Annotated in this window: 17 protein-coding genes; 2 read left to right on the top strand and 15 right to left on the bottom strand. The window is 34.1% G+C overall.

Annotated features, from left to right (window positions below; all coding sequences use genetic code 11):
• The first annotated feature begins 255 nt into the window (after positions 1–255).
• On the top strand, positions 256–1,311 hold the full coding sequence (locus tag E0F98_RS14330) for an o-succinylbenzoate synthase (RefSeq protein WP_132112670.1): 1,056 nt from the start codon (positions 256–258) through the stop codon (positions 1,309–1,311).
• Here E0F98_RS14330 and E0F98_RS14325 read toward each other — a convergent pair.
• The 3 genes from E0F98_RS14325 to E0F98_RS14310 form a co-directional block, all read right to left on the bottom strand.
• Positions 1,295–3,028: a PAS domain-containing hybrid sensor histidine kinase/response regulator gene (locus E0F98_RS14325; protein ID WP_132112668.1), complete on the bottom strand. Its 1,734-nt coding sequence runs from the start codon at positions 3,026–3,028 to the stop codon at positions 1,295–1,297. The two genes, E0F98_RS14330 and E0F98_RS14325, sit on opposite strands and share 17 nt — an antisense overlap.
• A gap of 279 nt (positions 3,029–3,307) precedes the next feature.
• Entirely contained in the window at positions 3,308–4,207 is a 900-nt protein-coding gene (locus E0F98_RS14320) for a mechanosensitive ion channel family protein (RefSeq protein WP_132112666.1), read from the bottom strand.
• A gap of 214 nt (positions 4,208–4,421) precedes the next feature.
• On the bottom strand, positions 4,422–6,167 hold the full coding sequence (locus tag E0F98_RS14310) for an APC family permease (protein ID WP_132112664.1): 1,746 nt from the start codon (positions 6,165–6,167) through the stop codon (positions 4,422–4,424).
• A 331-nt stretch (positions 6,168–6,498) separates the two neighbouring features.
• On the opposite strand from E0F98_RS14310, the gene E0F98_RS14305 reads away from it, so the two are divergent.
• Positions 6,499–6,981, top strand: a complete 483-nt coding sequence (locus E0F98_RS14305) for a hypothetical protein (RefSeq protein WP_132112662.1) — start codon at positions 6,499–6,501, stop codon at positions 6,979–6,981.
• Between the two features lie 54 nt (positions 6,982–7,035).
• Here the strand turns inward: E0F98_RS14305 and E0F98_RS14300 are convergent, their stop codons facing one another.
• From E0F98_RS14300 to E0F98_RS14245, 12 genes are all read right to left on the bottom strand, one after another.
• The gene (locus E0F98_RS14300) at positions 7,036–7,395 is read right to left on the bottom strand and encodes a hypothetical protein (RefSeq protein ID WP_132112660.1); all 360 of its coding nucleotides are present in this window, start codon (positions 7,393–7,395) and stop codon (positions 7,036–7,038) included.
• Between the two features lie 137 nt (positions 7,396–7,532).
• On the bottom strand, positions 7,533–7,898 hold the full coding sequence (locus E0F98_RS14295; RefSeq protein ID WP_132112658.1) for a DUF2200 domain-containing protein: 366 nt from the start codon (positions 7,896–7,898) through the stop codon (positions 7,533–7,535).
• Positions 7,899–7,945: 47 nt separating this feature from the next.
• The gene (locus E0F98_RS14290; RefSeq protein WP_132112656.1) at positions 7,946–8,557 is read right to left on the bottom strand and encodes a MarR family winged helix-turn-helix transcriptional regulator; all 612 of its coding nucleotides are present in this window, start codon (positions 8,555–8,557) and stop codon (positions 7,946–7,948) included.
• 177 nt (positions 8,558–8,734) lie between these two features.
• Positions 8,735–8,998, bottom strand: a complete 264-nt coding sequence (locus tag E0F98_RS14285; protein WP_132112654.1) for a DUF2024 family protein — start codon at positions 8,996–8,998, stop codon at positions 8,735–8,737.
• Between the two features lie 150 nt (positions 8,999–9,148).
• On the bottom strand, positions 9,149–9,382 hold the full coding sequence (locus E0F98_RS14280) for a thioredoxin family protein (protein WP_132112652.1): 234 nt from the start codon (positions 9,380–9,382) through the stop codon (positions 9,149–9,151).
• Positions 9,383–9,805: 423 nt separating this feature from the next.
• Complete coding sequence (locus E0F98_RS14275; RefSeq protein ID WP_132112750.1) at positions 9,806–10,168, bottom strand: DoxX family membrane protein; 363 nt, start codon at positions 10,166–10,168, stop codon at positions 9,806–9,808.
• Positions 10,169–10,317: 149 nt separating this feature from the next.
• Positions 10,318–10,794: a GlcG/HbpS family heme-binding protein gene (locus E0F98_RS14270; protein WP_132112650.1), complete on the bottom strand. Its 477-nt coding sequence runs from the start codon at positions 10,792–10,794 to the stop codon at positions 10,318–10,320.
• A gap of 128 nt (positions 10,795–10,922) precedes the next feature.
• Positions 10,923–11,336 carry a hydroxyisourate hydrolase gene (gene uraH / locus E0F98_RS14265; RefSeq protein WP_132112648.1) on the bottom strand — a complete coding sequence of 138 codons (414 nt, stop codon included), beginning with the start codon at positions 11,334–11,336 and terminating at the stop codon, positions 10,923–10,925.
• A gap of 6 nt (positions 11,337–11,342) precedes the next feature.
• Complete coding sequence (locus tag E0F98_RS14260) at positions 11,343–11,795, bottom strand: GlcG/HbpS family heme-binding protein (RefSeq protein WP_394345853.1); 453 nt, start codon at positions 11,793–11,795, stop codon at positions 11,343–11,345.
• A gap of 116 nt (positions 11,796–11,911) precedes the next feature.
• Positions 11,912–12,502: a Crp/Fnr family transcriptional regulator gene (locus E0F98_RS14255; RefSeq protein ID WP_132112644.1), complete on the bottom strand. Its 591-nt coding sequence runs from the start codon at positions 12,500–12,502 to the stop codon at positions 11,912–11,914.
• Between the two features lie 7 nt (positions 12,503–12,509).
• Complete coding sequence (locus E0F98_RS14250; RefSeq protein ID WP_132112642.1) at positions 12,510–13,103, bottom strand: cysteine hydrolase family protein; 594 nt, start codon at positions 13,101–13,103, stop codon at positions 12,510–12,512.
• Between the two features lie 326 nt (positions 13,104–13,429).
• Complete coding sequence (locus E0F98_RS14245) at positions 13,430–15,109, bottom strand: CoA-disulfide reductase (protein WP_132112640.1); 1,680 nt, start codon at positions 15,107–15,109, stop codon at positions 13,430–13,432.
• Between the last annotated feature and the right edge of the window lie 17 nt (positions 15,110–15,126).

The following is a 15,126-nucleotide window of genomic DNA, read 5'->3' as shown; positions in this document are numbered from 1 at the left end:
TAATCTATATGCGAATTGTAGGTTTGGTTTTACTTATTACAGGGATAATTTTAAATATTAAAATGTATTTTGACAATGCATGGCCAACTTATTTATTTTTTATACTGTGTCTTTTTGGGATTTTATTAGTTGGATTATCGTTTTTAATTAGACTAAAATTCTAATTTGATTATTTAAGTGCAATAGAAAAGAATTTTGAATAAAAACTTAGCGAACCTTGCGAAAACCTTAGTGCCCTTAGCGGTTAAGAAAAACATGAAAGCAACCTATCATAAATACATACTCGATTTCAAACGTCCATCTGGAACTTCTCGAGGCGTGATGACTGAAAAAGAAACCTGGTTTTTAGTGCTTGAAAAAGGTGGAAAAACAGGAGTAGGTGAGTGCGGTATTTTGAGAGGTTTGAGTGTTGACGACAGACCAGATTATGAAGAGAAAATACGATGGACTTGTGAAAATATTCATCTAGGAAAAGACCAACTGTGGGAGGCGCTAATTGAGTTTCCATCCATCCAGTTTGGCGTCGAAATGGCATTTCAATCTTTGCAAAGCGAAACCCCTTTTTTACTGTTTCCTTCGGCCTTCACTGAGGGCAATAAATCAATCCAAATTAACGGTCTCGTTTGGATGGGTGAAGCGGCTTTTATGAAGCAGCAAATTGAAGAAAAATTAGCGCAAGGATTCACTTGTGTGAAACTAAAAATAGGAGCTATAGATTTCGATAAAGAATTGCAATTATTGCGCTATATTAGGCAACATTTTACTCCAGAACAAGTTGAAATTAGGGTAGATGCAAATGGTGCTTTTGCTTTAAATGAAGCTTTAGATAAATTACTGCAACTATCTGAATTTAAGCTGCATAGTATAGAACAGCCGATACTGAAAAATAACACTGACAGTATGTCAGAACTGTGTAAAACGACTCCTTTTCCTATTGCCTTAGATGAAGAGTTGATTGGCGTGTTTTCATTCGAAGAAAAAGAGCGATTACTACAAAAAATAAAGCCGCAATATATCATTTTAAAGCCTAGCTTTATAGGCGGTTTTCGAGGGACACAAGAATGGATATCGCTGGCCGAAAAGCACCAAATTGGATGGTGGATTACCTCTGCTTTAGAGAGTAATATTGGCTTGAATGCTATTGCACAATGGACCTTTTTACAAGCTAATTTGATGCCGCAAGGACTTGGAACAGGCGCACTTTATACTAATAATTTTGAGTGTCCGCTAGAAGTTTCAGAAGGGCAACTTTGGTATGAAAAAGACCTTGGCTGGAAGTTTAATTTAGCTGAATTTAGGAAAGACTCTTAGCAAGCGATTTAACTCTTGAAGTCATTATTTGTTCGTTAATATGATCAATTAATTGTTTCTTATCAATTGGCTTCGAAACGTAGCCATTGCCTCCAACTTCAATTGCTTTTTCAGCTTCATCCGTAAACACGAATGCGCTTTGTGTGATGATAATTACGTCTTGATTAAACTCTCTTATCTTTTTAATTGCTTCGTATCCGTTCATGACAGGCATTTGAATGTCCATTAGAACGATATCAATATCGGGGTTGTTTTTACATAAATTGACCGCTTCAAATCCATTTCTGGCTATCAATAAATTTTCACCGAATATCTTTAAAATTTTAGAAATAAACTTTAACGAAATACTGTCATCCTCAGCTACTAGTATTTTCAATTGTTGAGTTACGTAAGGAATCTGCGGCAGCGGAGTTTGGAATTCCTTGTCAATTTCATGGGGTTTAATAATGGGGATTTTAAAATAAAAGGCGGCTCCGCTGTCACTATTATTCTCGGCCCAAATTTTACCACCCAGAAGATCAACGTAGGATTTAGAAATGTATAAACCCAATCCTGCGCCTTCATAGCTTCTGTTTAAAGAATCGTCCTCTTGTATGAAACGTTCGAAAATAACATCTTTTTTACTAGGATTAATTCCGATGCCGGAATCCTTAACGTAAAAAGTGATCGTGTTTAAGTTTTTAAAACAACCTATTTCAATGGATCCAGATGCAGTGAATTTTAAGGCATTGCTTAGTAAATGAGAAAGTATAATTCGGACTTTTTCTTGATCTGTCCGTATTAGATTCTCGTTTTCAGCGATAGAATTGTTTATTTTAAGCTGAATGTTTTTTTGTACGGCTTCATTTTTAAAAATAATATAGATCGATTCAATTTGATCTTTAATTGAAGTTTCTTTATAAGATAGACTCACTTGTCCAGATTCTATTTTTGAGACACTAACGATGTCATTTATGATGTTAAGCATTCTGTCGCCACTCTTTTCAATCACACGAATATACTCCCGTTGTTCATCTCCTGAAAGTTTAGGCTCCTTTAAAAGTGCCGTAAAGCCTAAAATACCGTTCATTGGAGTGCGAATTTCGTGACTCATATTTGCTAGAAAAGCCGATTTTAATCGGTCGCCTTCTTCGGCTTTCTCTTTTGCATGAATTAATTCAGTATTGATTTTTTGAATTTGTATAATGCTCTCGTACAACTCTCTATTTCGTGTCTCGAGTTTTGCATTCAGGTCTTTCGATTTTTGTTCTGCTAACTTGCGTTCTGTTATATCCTGAAAAAAAACAACAATCCCTTCTTTACTTGGAATTACACGATTTTCAAACCAACGATGCCATGGCACGAAATAGTCTTCGAAAATTATTTCCTTTTTGGTTCTCATAGCCTTGTAATATACTTTGTGGAATGGTTTTCCTACAGCTTCAGGAAATATAACCCAAGCATTTTTACCAATGAGGTCTTCTGGTTGTTTTTCAAACATTTGACAGGCTTTTTGGTTTACAAAAGTATATTTCCAGTCATTGTCAATGGCAACAAATGCATCCGACATGTTTTCTAAAGAAACAGTGAGTTTTTCATTAATGTGATTAATTTGATTTTTATTAGTTTGATATTGATCAACTATGGTATCAAATCGATCTTTTAATGCCTTGTAATCTTGTTGTAGTTTATAAAAATCGGTGGCTACTTTAGTGGTATTTAAATTCGTATAATCCATCGCTAATAAATTCAAGTTAGGTATACAGGTAAATGTATGCCGTATAATTTTTAAAAATTTATAGGTCTAGTTAATCGTAAATTGGGGACTAATAAATATAATAATAATTAGATAAGAAACTCTAAAAAGTAAGTTTTTTTGTAATTTTCTTTTCAACAATGCGTGTTTATAAATAATGGAGTTTGTAATCTATTACTTTTATTTCTAAAGGGCCAATATTTTGCAATTGCTAAAAGCTAAAAAGCATTCGTGCGAAGATATAGTTTTGGCTTTTATTCTTTATTTTCTAACATTAATATTAAAATCAGGTGCTTCTACCAAATGAAATGTTGCTGAAGCCATTTTTACAGCTCCATTCGTAGTTTCAATTTCGGTTAATATTTTGGTAAACAATTCAGATTTTGTACTTCTTCTTTTTTTATAGCCTACTACGTAACGAAGGGTGTATTCTGCCCAGTTGTCATTTGTAACTAAGGTAATCATTGGCTCCGTTTGTGCGTCTTCTAAACGGTATTTGTTTTGTAGTGTTTTCCATTTTTCCTTTGATCTAACAGTTAAATCTCCAGCCACTTCAATTCCGGCTTTGAGGATTATTTCTTTAGCTTTCGCATAATCACTACCATATTGAATAGGAATTTTAATTTCATCCCATAAGAAAGGAAAATCACCAGAGTAATTAAAGACCGGCTCCTTAAAAACATAACTATTGGCAATCAACACAATTCGACCATTATATAAATCACCGTCAACCCATTGTCCAGTTTCCATTATGGTGGTTCTAAGTACGCCAATATCCATTACGTCACCTTTGATTCCGCCAAGTTGTACGCGATCACCTGTATTGTAAAATCCGCCAAACATGATCGCTAACCATCCCGCAAAAGAAGCAATCACTTCTTGAAGCGCAAAAGCAATACCTGCTCCCGCAACCCCGAGCGCAACGGTAAGGTTCCCTAATTTGTCACTGAATATCACCGTTATAAGAACTATAGTTAAAAAATAACCTGTAAAACTGCTAAATTTCTTTGCCTTGTATCGATTATTATTGTCAGCAATTTTAGAAAGCAGATTTTTTTGAATCGCTTTAATAAGTATCCAAATAACAGCTAGTCCAATAAAGAAGCTTACAATTTTACCCACTATTGGGTTGTAGAGGTATTCTTGAATTTGCTCTTCCATTTGTTATTTATTAATGAGAACAACGCGCTGTGGGAAAGGAATTGTAATATTGTTAGCATTAAAAGATTCGAATATTTTAATTCTCATTTCTCTCATTAAGTTTTCTACGCGAAACAATCACTATATTTAAAGAGTGTGTAGTTGACTATTTTTTTCATGTACTTTATTTTTTACTTTTTGATAATCTTAGTTTTTAATTTCCCACAACTTAAGGTTACATAATTAAGCGAACTCCGCCTAATTCAGCAACGCGATAAGAAAAGCGATCTCCGGGAGAACCAATGAACATAAAGTTCTTTGGAATTTTCCATTTTTCTGAAAGCTCATCGATAATTTCCGGGCCAAAAACGCCTTCAAGTTCGATGAATTCAATATCAATATCTGGGTAGGCGCGGTCTAAAACTTTAAGATCCATAATTAGTGATTCGTTAGAAGGTGCTCCCTCCAATTTTACGTTTACTATTTTTAACTTTTTAGTAGATTCATTATTTTGAACGTACTGCATCACTTTATTCAAAATAGCAACGTCATCTCCTTTAGTAAAAAACACAAACTCCTGTGAGTTTATTTTTAAATTCAATTTCATTAAATAGCGATTACTGAAGATGACCATTTTTCGCATTGGTTTGTAGAAGTATTCTAAAGCGTCTATAGTTAGTTGAATGAGAAACGACCTGTTTAACATGATTCCTACAAACAGTAACGAAGGAACGAGATAATTTATAAAAGTATAGAAGGAGTCCACATTCAACTTAATATTGCCTATAAAAGCCACAACCACCATAGCGACGGCTGCTACCACCGCTATTCCTCTTGCTTTCTCTGGTCGGGGTAATTTTTTGCGCTTGAACTTCAATAATAAATTTCCAATGCCAAATAATCCCATAACGGCAAGGAAGGAGAAAGTATATACGCCAGCTAATGTTAGAATATTACCTCCAGTAACAAATAAAACTGAAAGACATAATATTAAAAAACTAATAATTATTCGATAATGTGCACCTCGTTTGTTTTGTTTTAAAAAGTAATTTGGTAAAATCCTGTCTAATGTCATACGGTTCAATAAACCGGACACCCCTACAAAAGAGGTTAAAACAGCTCCACATAAAACTAAAACTGCGTCAATGGAAATTATATAAGCAAGCCAAGTACCGCCTGTTGTTTTACCAAGGAAGGCTAATAAGGATTGTTGATGTTCGCCCACTTCTGCTAGAGGGATAATACATATTAATAGGAAAGCGATCATTGGATTAAAAAAACTGACGATGGCCCACATGTTGCGAAGTGTTTTTGGAAACACCCCATTTTCTTGCTCCTCAACAAAATTTGCAGAACTTTCGAAACCAGAAATCCCTAACATCGCAGCCGAAAAACCTAAAAACAGTGCATTAACAATACCTCCTGACGAAACTGGCAGGTTCCAGTTGATATGAAAAGTCTGTAAGCCATGATTGACTAGAAACCATCCTGAAGCAATAACTAATAAACAAAGTGTAGCTATGTGGATAATAAAAATAATTACCGCAACAAATGCTGATTCTCCAATTCCTAGAATTACTAAACCGGTAAAGGTTAATAATACGATAACCGTTGTGATTGTTATATTTATACCTGGAATAATACTATGGAGATAATGCATTCCTTCGGATGCTGAGATTACTGCAGTTGCCATATAAGATAACACCGTTAATGTTGCCGCAAGGGAAGCCATCTTCTTGGTAGAAGTATTTAATAACACATTATACGCACCACCATTAAGCGGAATTGCTCCTACAACTTCTCCATATATCTTTCGAAATAAAAATAAAACAACAGCTACAAATAGTAAAGAAATCCATGCATATTGTCCAGCATACATAATGGTAAGAGCCGAAACGTACAAACAAGAAGAACTAATATCATTTCCACAAATTGCTGTTGCTTGTAACTCATTTAACTTCTTATGCAGTACTTTTTTCATCGATAGAGTATTTGGGAAAATTTCTATTTATACTGCAATATAAGCATTTGTGCTAAAATGCCAATTAAGTAAACGAATTCCTTTCTTTCGAATGAGACTCAAAATCTACATCAAGTGATAGTTAATTTAAAAATGGAGATTTAAGTGTGCGGCAGTATAATTGTGAATTATTGACTCAAAAGCGAAGCGCTGTTAAGAAAATTAACGACAATACGGTTGTTTTATTTCGAAATTTCGAACCAAAAAAATATAGACATTAACTTTAATAATACAGTGTATTTGCGTAAATTAGCAATGGCTATTGCCAAATTATTAACGAAATCGTAACATTATGAAAAATTCAGGTCTTATTTGTGTGCTATTTGCTTGTATTGGATTCGGAAGTTGTAAAAATGATCAGACTGAAAAAACTACTAAAACTAAGAAAGTCGAAGCTGCGAAATCGATAAGCGTAGTGTGTTATCAATCTATCTATGAGGCAGATACACTTGATTTGAAAATTAATACTTTTGAAGATGGAAAAATAACGGGTGATTTGGAGATGGCAATTGCTGATATGCCAAAAAAAGTTGGAGAACTAGCCGGAGAAATTCATGGCGATACCATATTTGTTAGCTATACATTTGTGCAAGGCGGTTATACCAAAAAGACATATAAAAACCCATTGGCTTTGCTGAAACGTGGGGACCAGCTTATTTTAGGTAACGGTAAATTGCAAACTACCTTAGGAGCTACTCACTTTATAAAAGGTGAGCCAATAGAATTTGATCGTGTGAAATATAAATTTAACGCTGTAGACTGCGTTGAAAAATAAGAATTTAATAGGGGAGAGCAATCTCCCTTTTTTTATGGGATTTACAGAAAATGTTTAATTAAGCCATTCCTTTTTTTCTATAATTCTAAAACAACGCTCGGTACCAAGATAGAGCGGGTTTCCGTGCTTTTCAGACCAAAAGCCATCTAGCAAGTCCTTAGAGAGACATCGATAAACTGCAACTCCTTTATATATTTTGAGATCTTCTCCTTGGTAATTAAAATTGATGACAAGAATATCGTCTTTAAAAAAACCAGTGCCTAGTTGTTCCTGCTCATTATTAATAAGCCATTTGGCTTTGATTCTATTATTGCTGTCAATAGCTATAGTGAGTATTCCTTTATAATTGTTTTCTTCAGCATCTTGATTGCTGCCTATAATTTGAAAGTTACCAATTAAGTCTTCGATGTTCATATTCTATTAAAATTATTTTATTTCCTACATGAATAGTACATTGTAACAGTATATTTTTTTTTTACTCTGCAAATTTACAATCTAATTTTAGAATAAATGTAGTGTAATAATTGCCGCTTTACAGCCAAATAGCCTTTCTACGAAACTCGCAAAATCTTTTCCATTTTACGTCCTTTTGCCAATTCATCTACTAGTTTGTCCAAATAGCGAACTTTTTGTGTTAGCGTATTTTCGATTGCTTCCACTCGATAACCACAGATGATACCACTAATTAATGAGGCATTCGGGTTTAATGTCGCATATTCGAAGAATTTTTCAAAAGTTACTTTTTCTTCAATCAGTTCTTGTAGTTTTTTTTCATCGAAAGATGTCAGCCACTCAATTACGCTTTGCAATTCTTCTTTTGTTCTGCCTTTTTTCTCTACTTTAGTCAGGTAGTGTGGATATACCGAAGCAAATGTCATTTTTGCTATACGCTCATCGTGATTGCTGCTGTTGTTCATATCTTATTTTTTAGCACTAATTTGATTTGATTTTTACAAAAACTCTTTTATACTAGTAAAAGGTGTTCAGGACAGTCAATTCGCAAGTCTTTGGTTGCTAAATTCTGGTTGAGTAAGTTACAAAAATGCGGTTCTCCCTTTTCTGGTTTTTTATAGTGTGTACAAGTTACACACATTCTTTGAATCGTAATAACGCCTGAATGATTTAAGTGCTGAATAATATTAAATAAACTTAGGAGTAAGTTCTCCTTGTCGTCAGAACTCAGATTGTCAATAGGAATTTGTAACTGTTCCGTAAACATAGAAGTTTGTTCTGCCATGATTTTCCCCGTTGGACTAAGTTGAATAATATAGCTCCTGCTGTCCTGAGGTTCATATTCTTTCTCAATCAGTCCTTTTAGTTCTAAAGTTTTAATAGTGTCGCTTATGGTAGCTTTCGTCATATTAAACTCTTGTGCCAAATAGCTTACTTTGCGTTTCTCATCAGAGTGATGCAGTAAAAAAATCAATACCTGAATTTGTATGGGACTTAAAGAATGTTCTTTACTTTCATTCCAAAGCAAAACTCTAAATACTTGCGAAATTCTTTCCAGCGAGGCTATAATTTTGCTTTCGGTACTTTGATTTTGATGGGATAGGTTAAAAGGAGATTTGTTCATGGTATTTCATTTTGTACTGCATTAAAGGAGCTCCATTTCCTGCTCTTGATTTTACTTACAGTTTTTACTAAAAATAGCTAAACTATAGTAATTACAAAAGAAGTTGTTTTTATTTTTCAGGTCATAAAAGTTTTGTTGATAGTATTATCTATACTTAGAAAGGACTGTCTGATTTTCTTATTTACAATTTTCCATTTCGATAATAAAACAACCATTTTTATTGATCTCGTCTTCCCAATTAGGACTAACTGCTTCAATGTGACAAAAGCTGCATTCTTTGGCGCTTAGTGGTTGGTTCTCTTGTCCCTTCGATTCTAGATATATTTTGCCATAGTTGTAAATAGCCGTTGTGTCTTTTACTTCAGATTGCACAATTATATCAAAATGCATCGTACTACCATCTTTTTTTGTTACATAGGTGTCCCAAACTGATACTTGCATTATTTTAGTAATTTATAGTTTAAAGTTATTTTTAGGTGTTGCCAAATTGAAAAACAGAATATAAAGCAGATAGATACAAGGTAGTTTATATTATGAAATAGAAAAACACCTCACAACGGTAGTTTTCCTAACCATGTGAGGCGTTTTTTTTTAACCTTTTACATCTGCTATCGATGCTCCATAATTGATATGTAATACGTTTCCAGTTGGAGTCACTAAAGCTGGAACTGATTTTACTCCTGCTTTTTCAGCTTCTGGAATTCTAGATTTGTCTTTCCCAAAGTGTACTACCTCAACATTTGATTCTCCAAGTAAGTTAATAATGTCGTGTTCTGCACTTAAACATACAGGACAACCAGCGTGATAAAAAATTGACTTGTTCATCTTGTTATAAATTAAATTGTTATAGCAATAGTGCTAGTGTAAATATAATTAGGATAACGAACTAAATAAAGATAATTAACATTATTTTTTTATAATAAGCTGAAAATGTAGGTTTTAGGTAGCTGTAAAATGTTGCAGTGTCTTTGTTAAGCTAATTTTTTTTCTTCTATCTTGTAAATAACGCTTGGAGTAGAAGCAGCAGCATAGCAATCGTTGTATTCATTTTATACTATTCTAAAATTTATCTTTAGTTCCATAAAACGAGTTTTATAGTATCGGTTTATCTCCAGGCGGGTCGATTATAGACAAATCATAAAAGCCTACAAATCGATGTTTTGTAGGCTTTTAGTTATTTATTAATCAAAGTAACAAAGTGCTATTCGAAACTAATTGAAGTACGTTAATTCACAATAACGGTAATAGTTAGACTTGCTTTAATAATGAGGCGTATTTTTCTTTGTTATGAAAGAGGAAAATAATGTTTAAAATCAATAGGAGTAAAGCGCCATAAATTTTCTGTTGATCTAGGAATAAGTGAAAAAGGACCGCATTGATTGATACACTCATTAATATTAGTGCCATCAAGGCAGCAAATCTGTTGAAAAGGAATGATAGACCTGTAACAATTTCGACTACACCTACAAGCTGCATGGCATAAGTAGATAAAAGTATAGCAAAGTATGCATTGGCTTCCGGAGCCTTTTCTGGGAAAGGAATGTAATTGAAGAAGTGATCCAGCCCAAAAAAGAGTAGAAACGCACTGAATAATATACGAAGGACTAAAATTAATTTTGAATTCGTGTATTTGCTTTTTTTGTTACCTTATAGAATTAATTTTATGTTTTTATTTTAAGACAAACTTTTATAAATCAGAAAATTATTTAAGTTTGATTCGATTTAAATAAAGCTGAAAATTTTTGGCTCTAAAAATGATACTACTCTTGTATAGCCTTGAGGCCTGCTCTAGCGATTCTAACGTCTTCGTTGCCATGGGCACCACCAACGCCGATGCCTCCAACAATTTTACCATTAATGAAAATGGGTATACCGCCGTCAAGAGCTAAAATATTTTCATCCAAAAAACGAATATCCTCAGGGATAGTACCATCTTTAATACCTTTAGCAATCTCAGCTGTTTCTCGTTTTTGAGAACAGGCAGTAAATGCTTTTTTATAACTCGCTCTAATGGTGTGTACACCAGCATTGTGATGTCTGAGAACTGCAAGCGTTTGCCCTGATTTATCAACCACGCTAATCGTCACATAGAGCTGGTCTTTTTCGGCTTCTGAAAAGGCAGCTTGAATCATTTTTGCCGCCATATTTCCCGTGAGGATAGGTTCATTTGGGATATTTTTTTGAGCGTATGTCATAGCTGATAGACTTGTAAGTATAATAAAGATTATTTTCTTCATCGAATATGTTTTTTACTGCATTAGAATAGTATTCAAAATATAAACGTTCAAAATGTTATTTACACCTTGAACGTTTACAAAAAAACTATAATTTATAGTAACTGCGTACTATTATTTTTGAGCATATATTAGTTACCTCTATAAGTAGAATATCCAAAAGGAGATAAAGTTATTGGAACATGATAATGTTTTTCGTCTTTAATCTCAAAAACCACTTCGATAAAAGGATAAAAAGAGCTTTGATTTAATTTTGTAAAATAAGGTTCTACATAATACGTTAGTTTGTAGATTCCTTTATTATCTTCACCTTTTTCTTCTTTTAAAAAGTCTTTTATACGTCCGTTGCTATCTGTATATTTCTCATCAATGGTCGTCCATTTTCCGTTATCTTTTTGTTTGGACAAACTTATTTTAACATTTGGAGCCGGCTCTCCCTGCGTAACATCTAGGATATGACTAGATAATTGGTATTTTGCTTCTTGTGCAAAACTTACACTTGCAAAAGCAAGCATTAACACGATTAAAAAATTCTTTGTTTTCATTGTAAATTATTTATTGATTTTAAATTCTAAATTTTCTACAGCTTGTACTGCAATGTTGTGATCATTTTCTCCGCTACCACCACCAGAAACGCCTAAACTTCCTATAAGTTCACCGTTTTTCCAGATGGGAACTCCGCCGCCTAATAATAAAAGCTCAGGAAGTGTATTTAAGTTTTTAGCACTTTCGCTGCTTGCTGCGTTTTGCATCAGTTGTAAACTGGGAGTTTTAGTCGATAAGGAGGTAAAAGCTTTTCGTCTTGAAGCCTCTGTATTATGTGGCCCTACATTATCAGCTTTTAGTAACAATAATGTTACGCCCGAGGAATTAAGTACTGCGATCGATACATTTTTATCTATTTTTTGAGCTTGTAGGTTCGCTTGTTCTGCTAATTTTAGCGCGCCCGCCTGATTTAGACTGCTTGATTTTTCTATATATTGCGCTGACATGCTGTAGCTCATAAATACTAGTAATGCAGTCATTACACCGTTTCTTGTTTTCATATTTTTTTTAAATTTCACTCTTATTTTACAAAACGACTGCAGCCGAGTTGAATTAAATTTTTAACACGTACACCTTATTTTTTATCTCTTAATACTCTCTTTCTCACTTTACTTAGAAACTCATGTGATATTCCCAAATAAGCAGCAATTTGATGTTGCGGAATTCTTTGCCCTAGCGTGGGATATCGTTCATTGAAATCTAAATAACGTCTATCGGCAGTTTTATGAAGCATACTTATCATTCGCAACTGCGTCGCTGCCAATGTTTTTTGATTCATGATTCTGAATAGTTTTTCGACTTTAGGAATAGTACGATAAAGTTCTTCTTTTTTAGCTCTATTTATTGTTAGAATGACCGAGTCTTCTAAGGCTTGAATGTTTAGTTTAGAAGGACTTCCTGAAACAAAACTCCCAATATCGAGCACCCACCAATCTTCAATGGCAAAATAAAGGATGTATTCACGAAGATTTTCGTCTTGGTAGAAAATCTTAAAACAGCCTTCAAGAACATAGGATTCATATTCACAAACGTCTCCTTCTTTTAAGATAACCGTGTTTTTATCCACTTTTTCAAGAGTATAACACGAGCTGAACTGCGCCCATTCATCGTTTGATAAATCAACATAATTCAAAATGTTATTTTGAAAAGACGGATGTTCGATCATAAATCTATTATTTTACATAATTCTCGCTTGTTTCTATTTTTGCATAAAGACCACCTAAGGCATTTAGCCCTGCCAAAAAGGATTCCGTTACTTGCTTTGCCGGAATTACTTTGCCGTCGAAATCTCGATTTCTAGTCGTAACAGCATCAGTAATTATAGTGTTTTCAAAACCATAATCCATAGCAGCCCGAGTTGTAGAAGCGACACAAACATCGGTCATCATTCCGCAAAGTACTAATTTAGTAATATTATTTGCCTTTAAATAATTTAATAAATCCGTATCTCTAAAACTATTTGGATAGTTTTTAGTTATTACCTTTTCTCCTTCTAGAGGTGTCACGCTATTATGGATTTCGGCACCTTTTGTATTTGGCAAAAAGAAGGTTGCACCTTCCTGTAATGCGATATGCTGGACGTGTATCACTGGCATATCAAATTCTCTAAAGTAAGATAAAATAGCGGCAGCATTGTTTGCCGTTTCCTCTGCCGAAACTAATTCCATGGTTCCTCCAGGAAAATAATCATTTTGAATATCTATAATTAGTAATGCTGCTTTTCCTATTTCAGAAATTTTTAATGTATTTGTCGTCTCTTGTCCCATTCGATTTTTGTTTTTACTGTTAGTATTCGTTTGATTAAGATGTGTTTAAGGCTGGAAAATAAAAATAGTACTAGATTTTTTTCCCGCCCTAACATTTTGTTTAACATTTATTGACAAAGATAAAACAAAGGTAGTTTATAATTTGTTGAACTAGTTCAACAAAAGCAAAATTTTATAACAAAAATGTGAAATGGCAGTTCAATAAAGTTGCAGTTTCTGCTTGTATAGTTGAGTTATGCCAAAAAATAAACAAATCCGAAAGGAAAATTCCGTTCGGGTTTGAGTTAATTAAAAAAATAATCAGAAAGATGTTTTTTATATTAGCTTTATAGAAGTACAGCTTCCTGACTAGTTTCCATTTCTTTGGTACAAGTCTCCCATAATTGATAGCCACCAGATAGATTTAAAACTGATTTATAATTATTTTGTCTTAGTATTCGTTGGGCTAAATAACCTCTTAACCCAGCCTGGCAATAGGTATAAATATTTTTATTTAAATCTAATTCGGTCATTCTATCTCTTAAATTATCTATTGGAATATTGATAGCATTTGGAATTGCACCCGCATTAAATTCCGTTTCAGATCGCACATCAAGTAGAATGTCATCATCTGAAATCTGTGAAAACTGGTCCCAATAGAATATGCGCAATCTATCCTGCAAGATATTCTCGGCTACAAAGCCAGACATATTCACTGGGTCTTTAGCGGAGGAATAGGGCGGGGCATAGGCATGTTCAAACTCGGATAGATCATAGACTGTCCCTTTATTTTGTATGATTGACGATAAAATATCGATTCTTTTATCAACACCTTTATAGCCAGCGACCTGAGCACCTAGCAGCTGTCCGTTCTCTGGAGAGAATACAATTTGAATATTCATTTGTTCGGCACCGGGATAGTAACCGGCGTGCGAACCACCAGGAATGGTGGAAACGATATGCTTAATGTTTGCTTTAGTTATATGTTTTGATGCCATTCCTGCTGTAGCAATGATCATGTCAAACACTTTCACGATGGCTGTGTTTATCGCTCCATGATATTTTTGTACATTTCCCAGTACAATATTATTAGCGCAAATTCGCCCTTGCTTGTTTGCTGGACCCGCTAAATAAGTATTCATCGATTGATTTGTGATCGGGTTTGCAAATTCGATGGCGTCACCAACTGCATAAATATCAGGGTCTGAGGTTTGTAAATATTCATTGACCCAAATTCCTTTAACATCCCCAATTTTGAGGCCTGAATTAGTCACTAATCTAGTGTCTGGTTTGACACCAATAGACAAAATGACAATATCGGCATCGAGAGTATCGCCATTTTTTAATAGTACTTTTATCGAATTGTTGTTTTTTTCGAAAGCCGTAACAGCAGAATTGAGCAACAATTGAACTCCCTTATAACGGATGTGTTGCTGAGCAATAGCCGCCATTGGATAATCTAAGGGAGCTAAAATTTGATTCCCCATTTCGATTATGCTTACTTCCATGCCAAGATCAAAAAGATTTTCAGCCATTTCGAGTCCTATAAAACCAGCACCAATAATTACTGCTTTCTTGGCTTCCTTTTGCTTTATAAAATCTTTAATGTGATCAGTGTCGTTTACATTGCGTAAAGTAAAAATACCAGTATTGTTTATCCCAGCTAAAGGCGGTCGCAAAGGCTCAGCACCAGGAGACAAAACTAATTTGTCGTAGTTTTCTACATATTTATTGCCTGTAATATGATTCAAGGCAGTTATCGTTTTTAATTTTGGATCAATGTTTATAACCTCTGTCATCGTTCTGACGTCGATATTGAATCGTTCCTTAAACGATGCCGCGGTTTGAATTAACAATTTATTCCTCTCCTTGATTACGTTACCTATATAATATGGTAAACCGCAATTAGCATAGGAAACATGTTCTCCTTTTTCGAACATTATAATTTCGGAATGTTCGTCTAATCGTCTAAGTCTTGCGGCAGTACTTGCGCCTCCGGCTACTGCTCCTATAATAATGTATTTCATTGTTATCGAATTTAGTA

The sequence above is a fragment of the Flavobacterium hiemivividum genome, assembly GCF_004349145.1.
GTDB lineage: Bacteria > Bacteroidota > Bacteroidia > Flavobacteriales > Flavobacteriaceae > Flavobacterium > Flavobacterium hiemivividum.
Note: the sequence above shows the minus strand (reverse complement) of the source record. Positions and strands in the feature narration are given on the sequence as shown.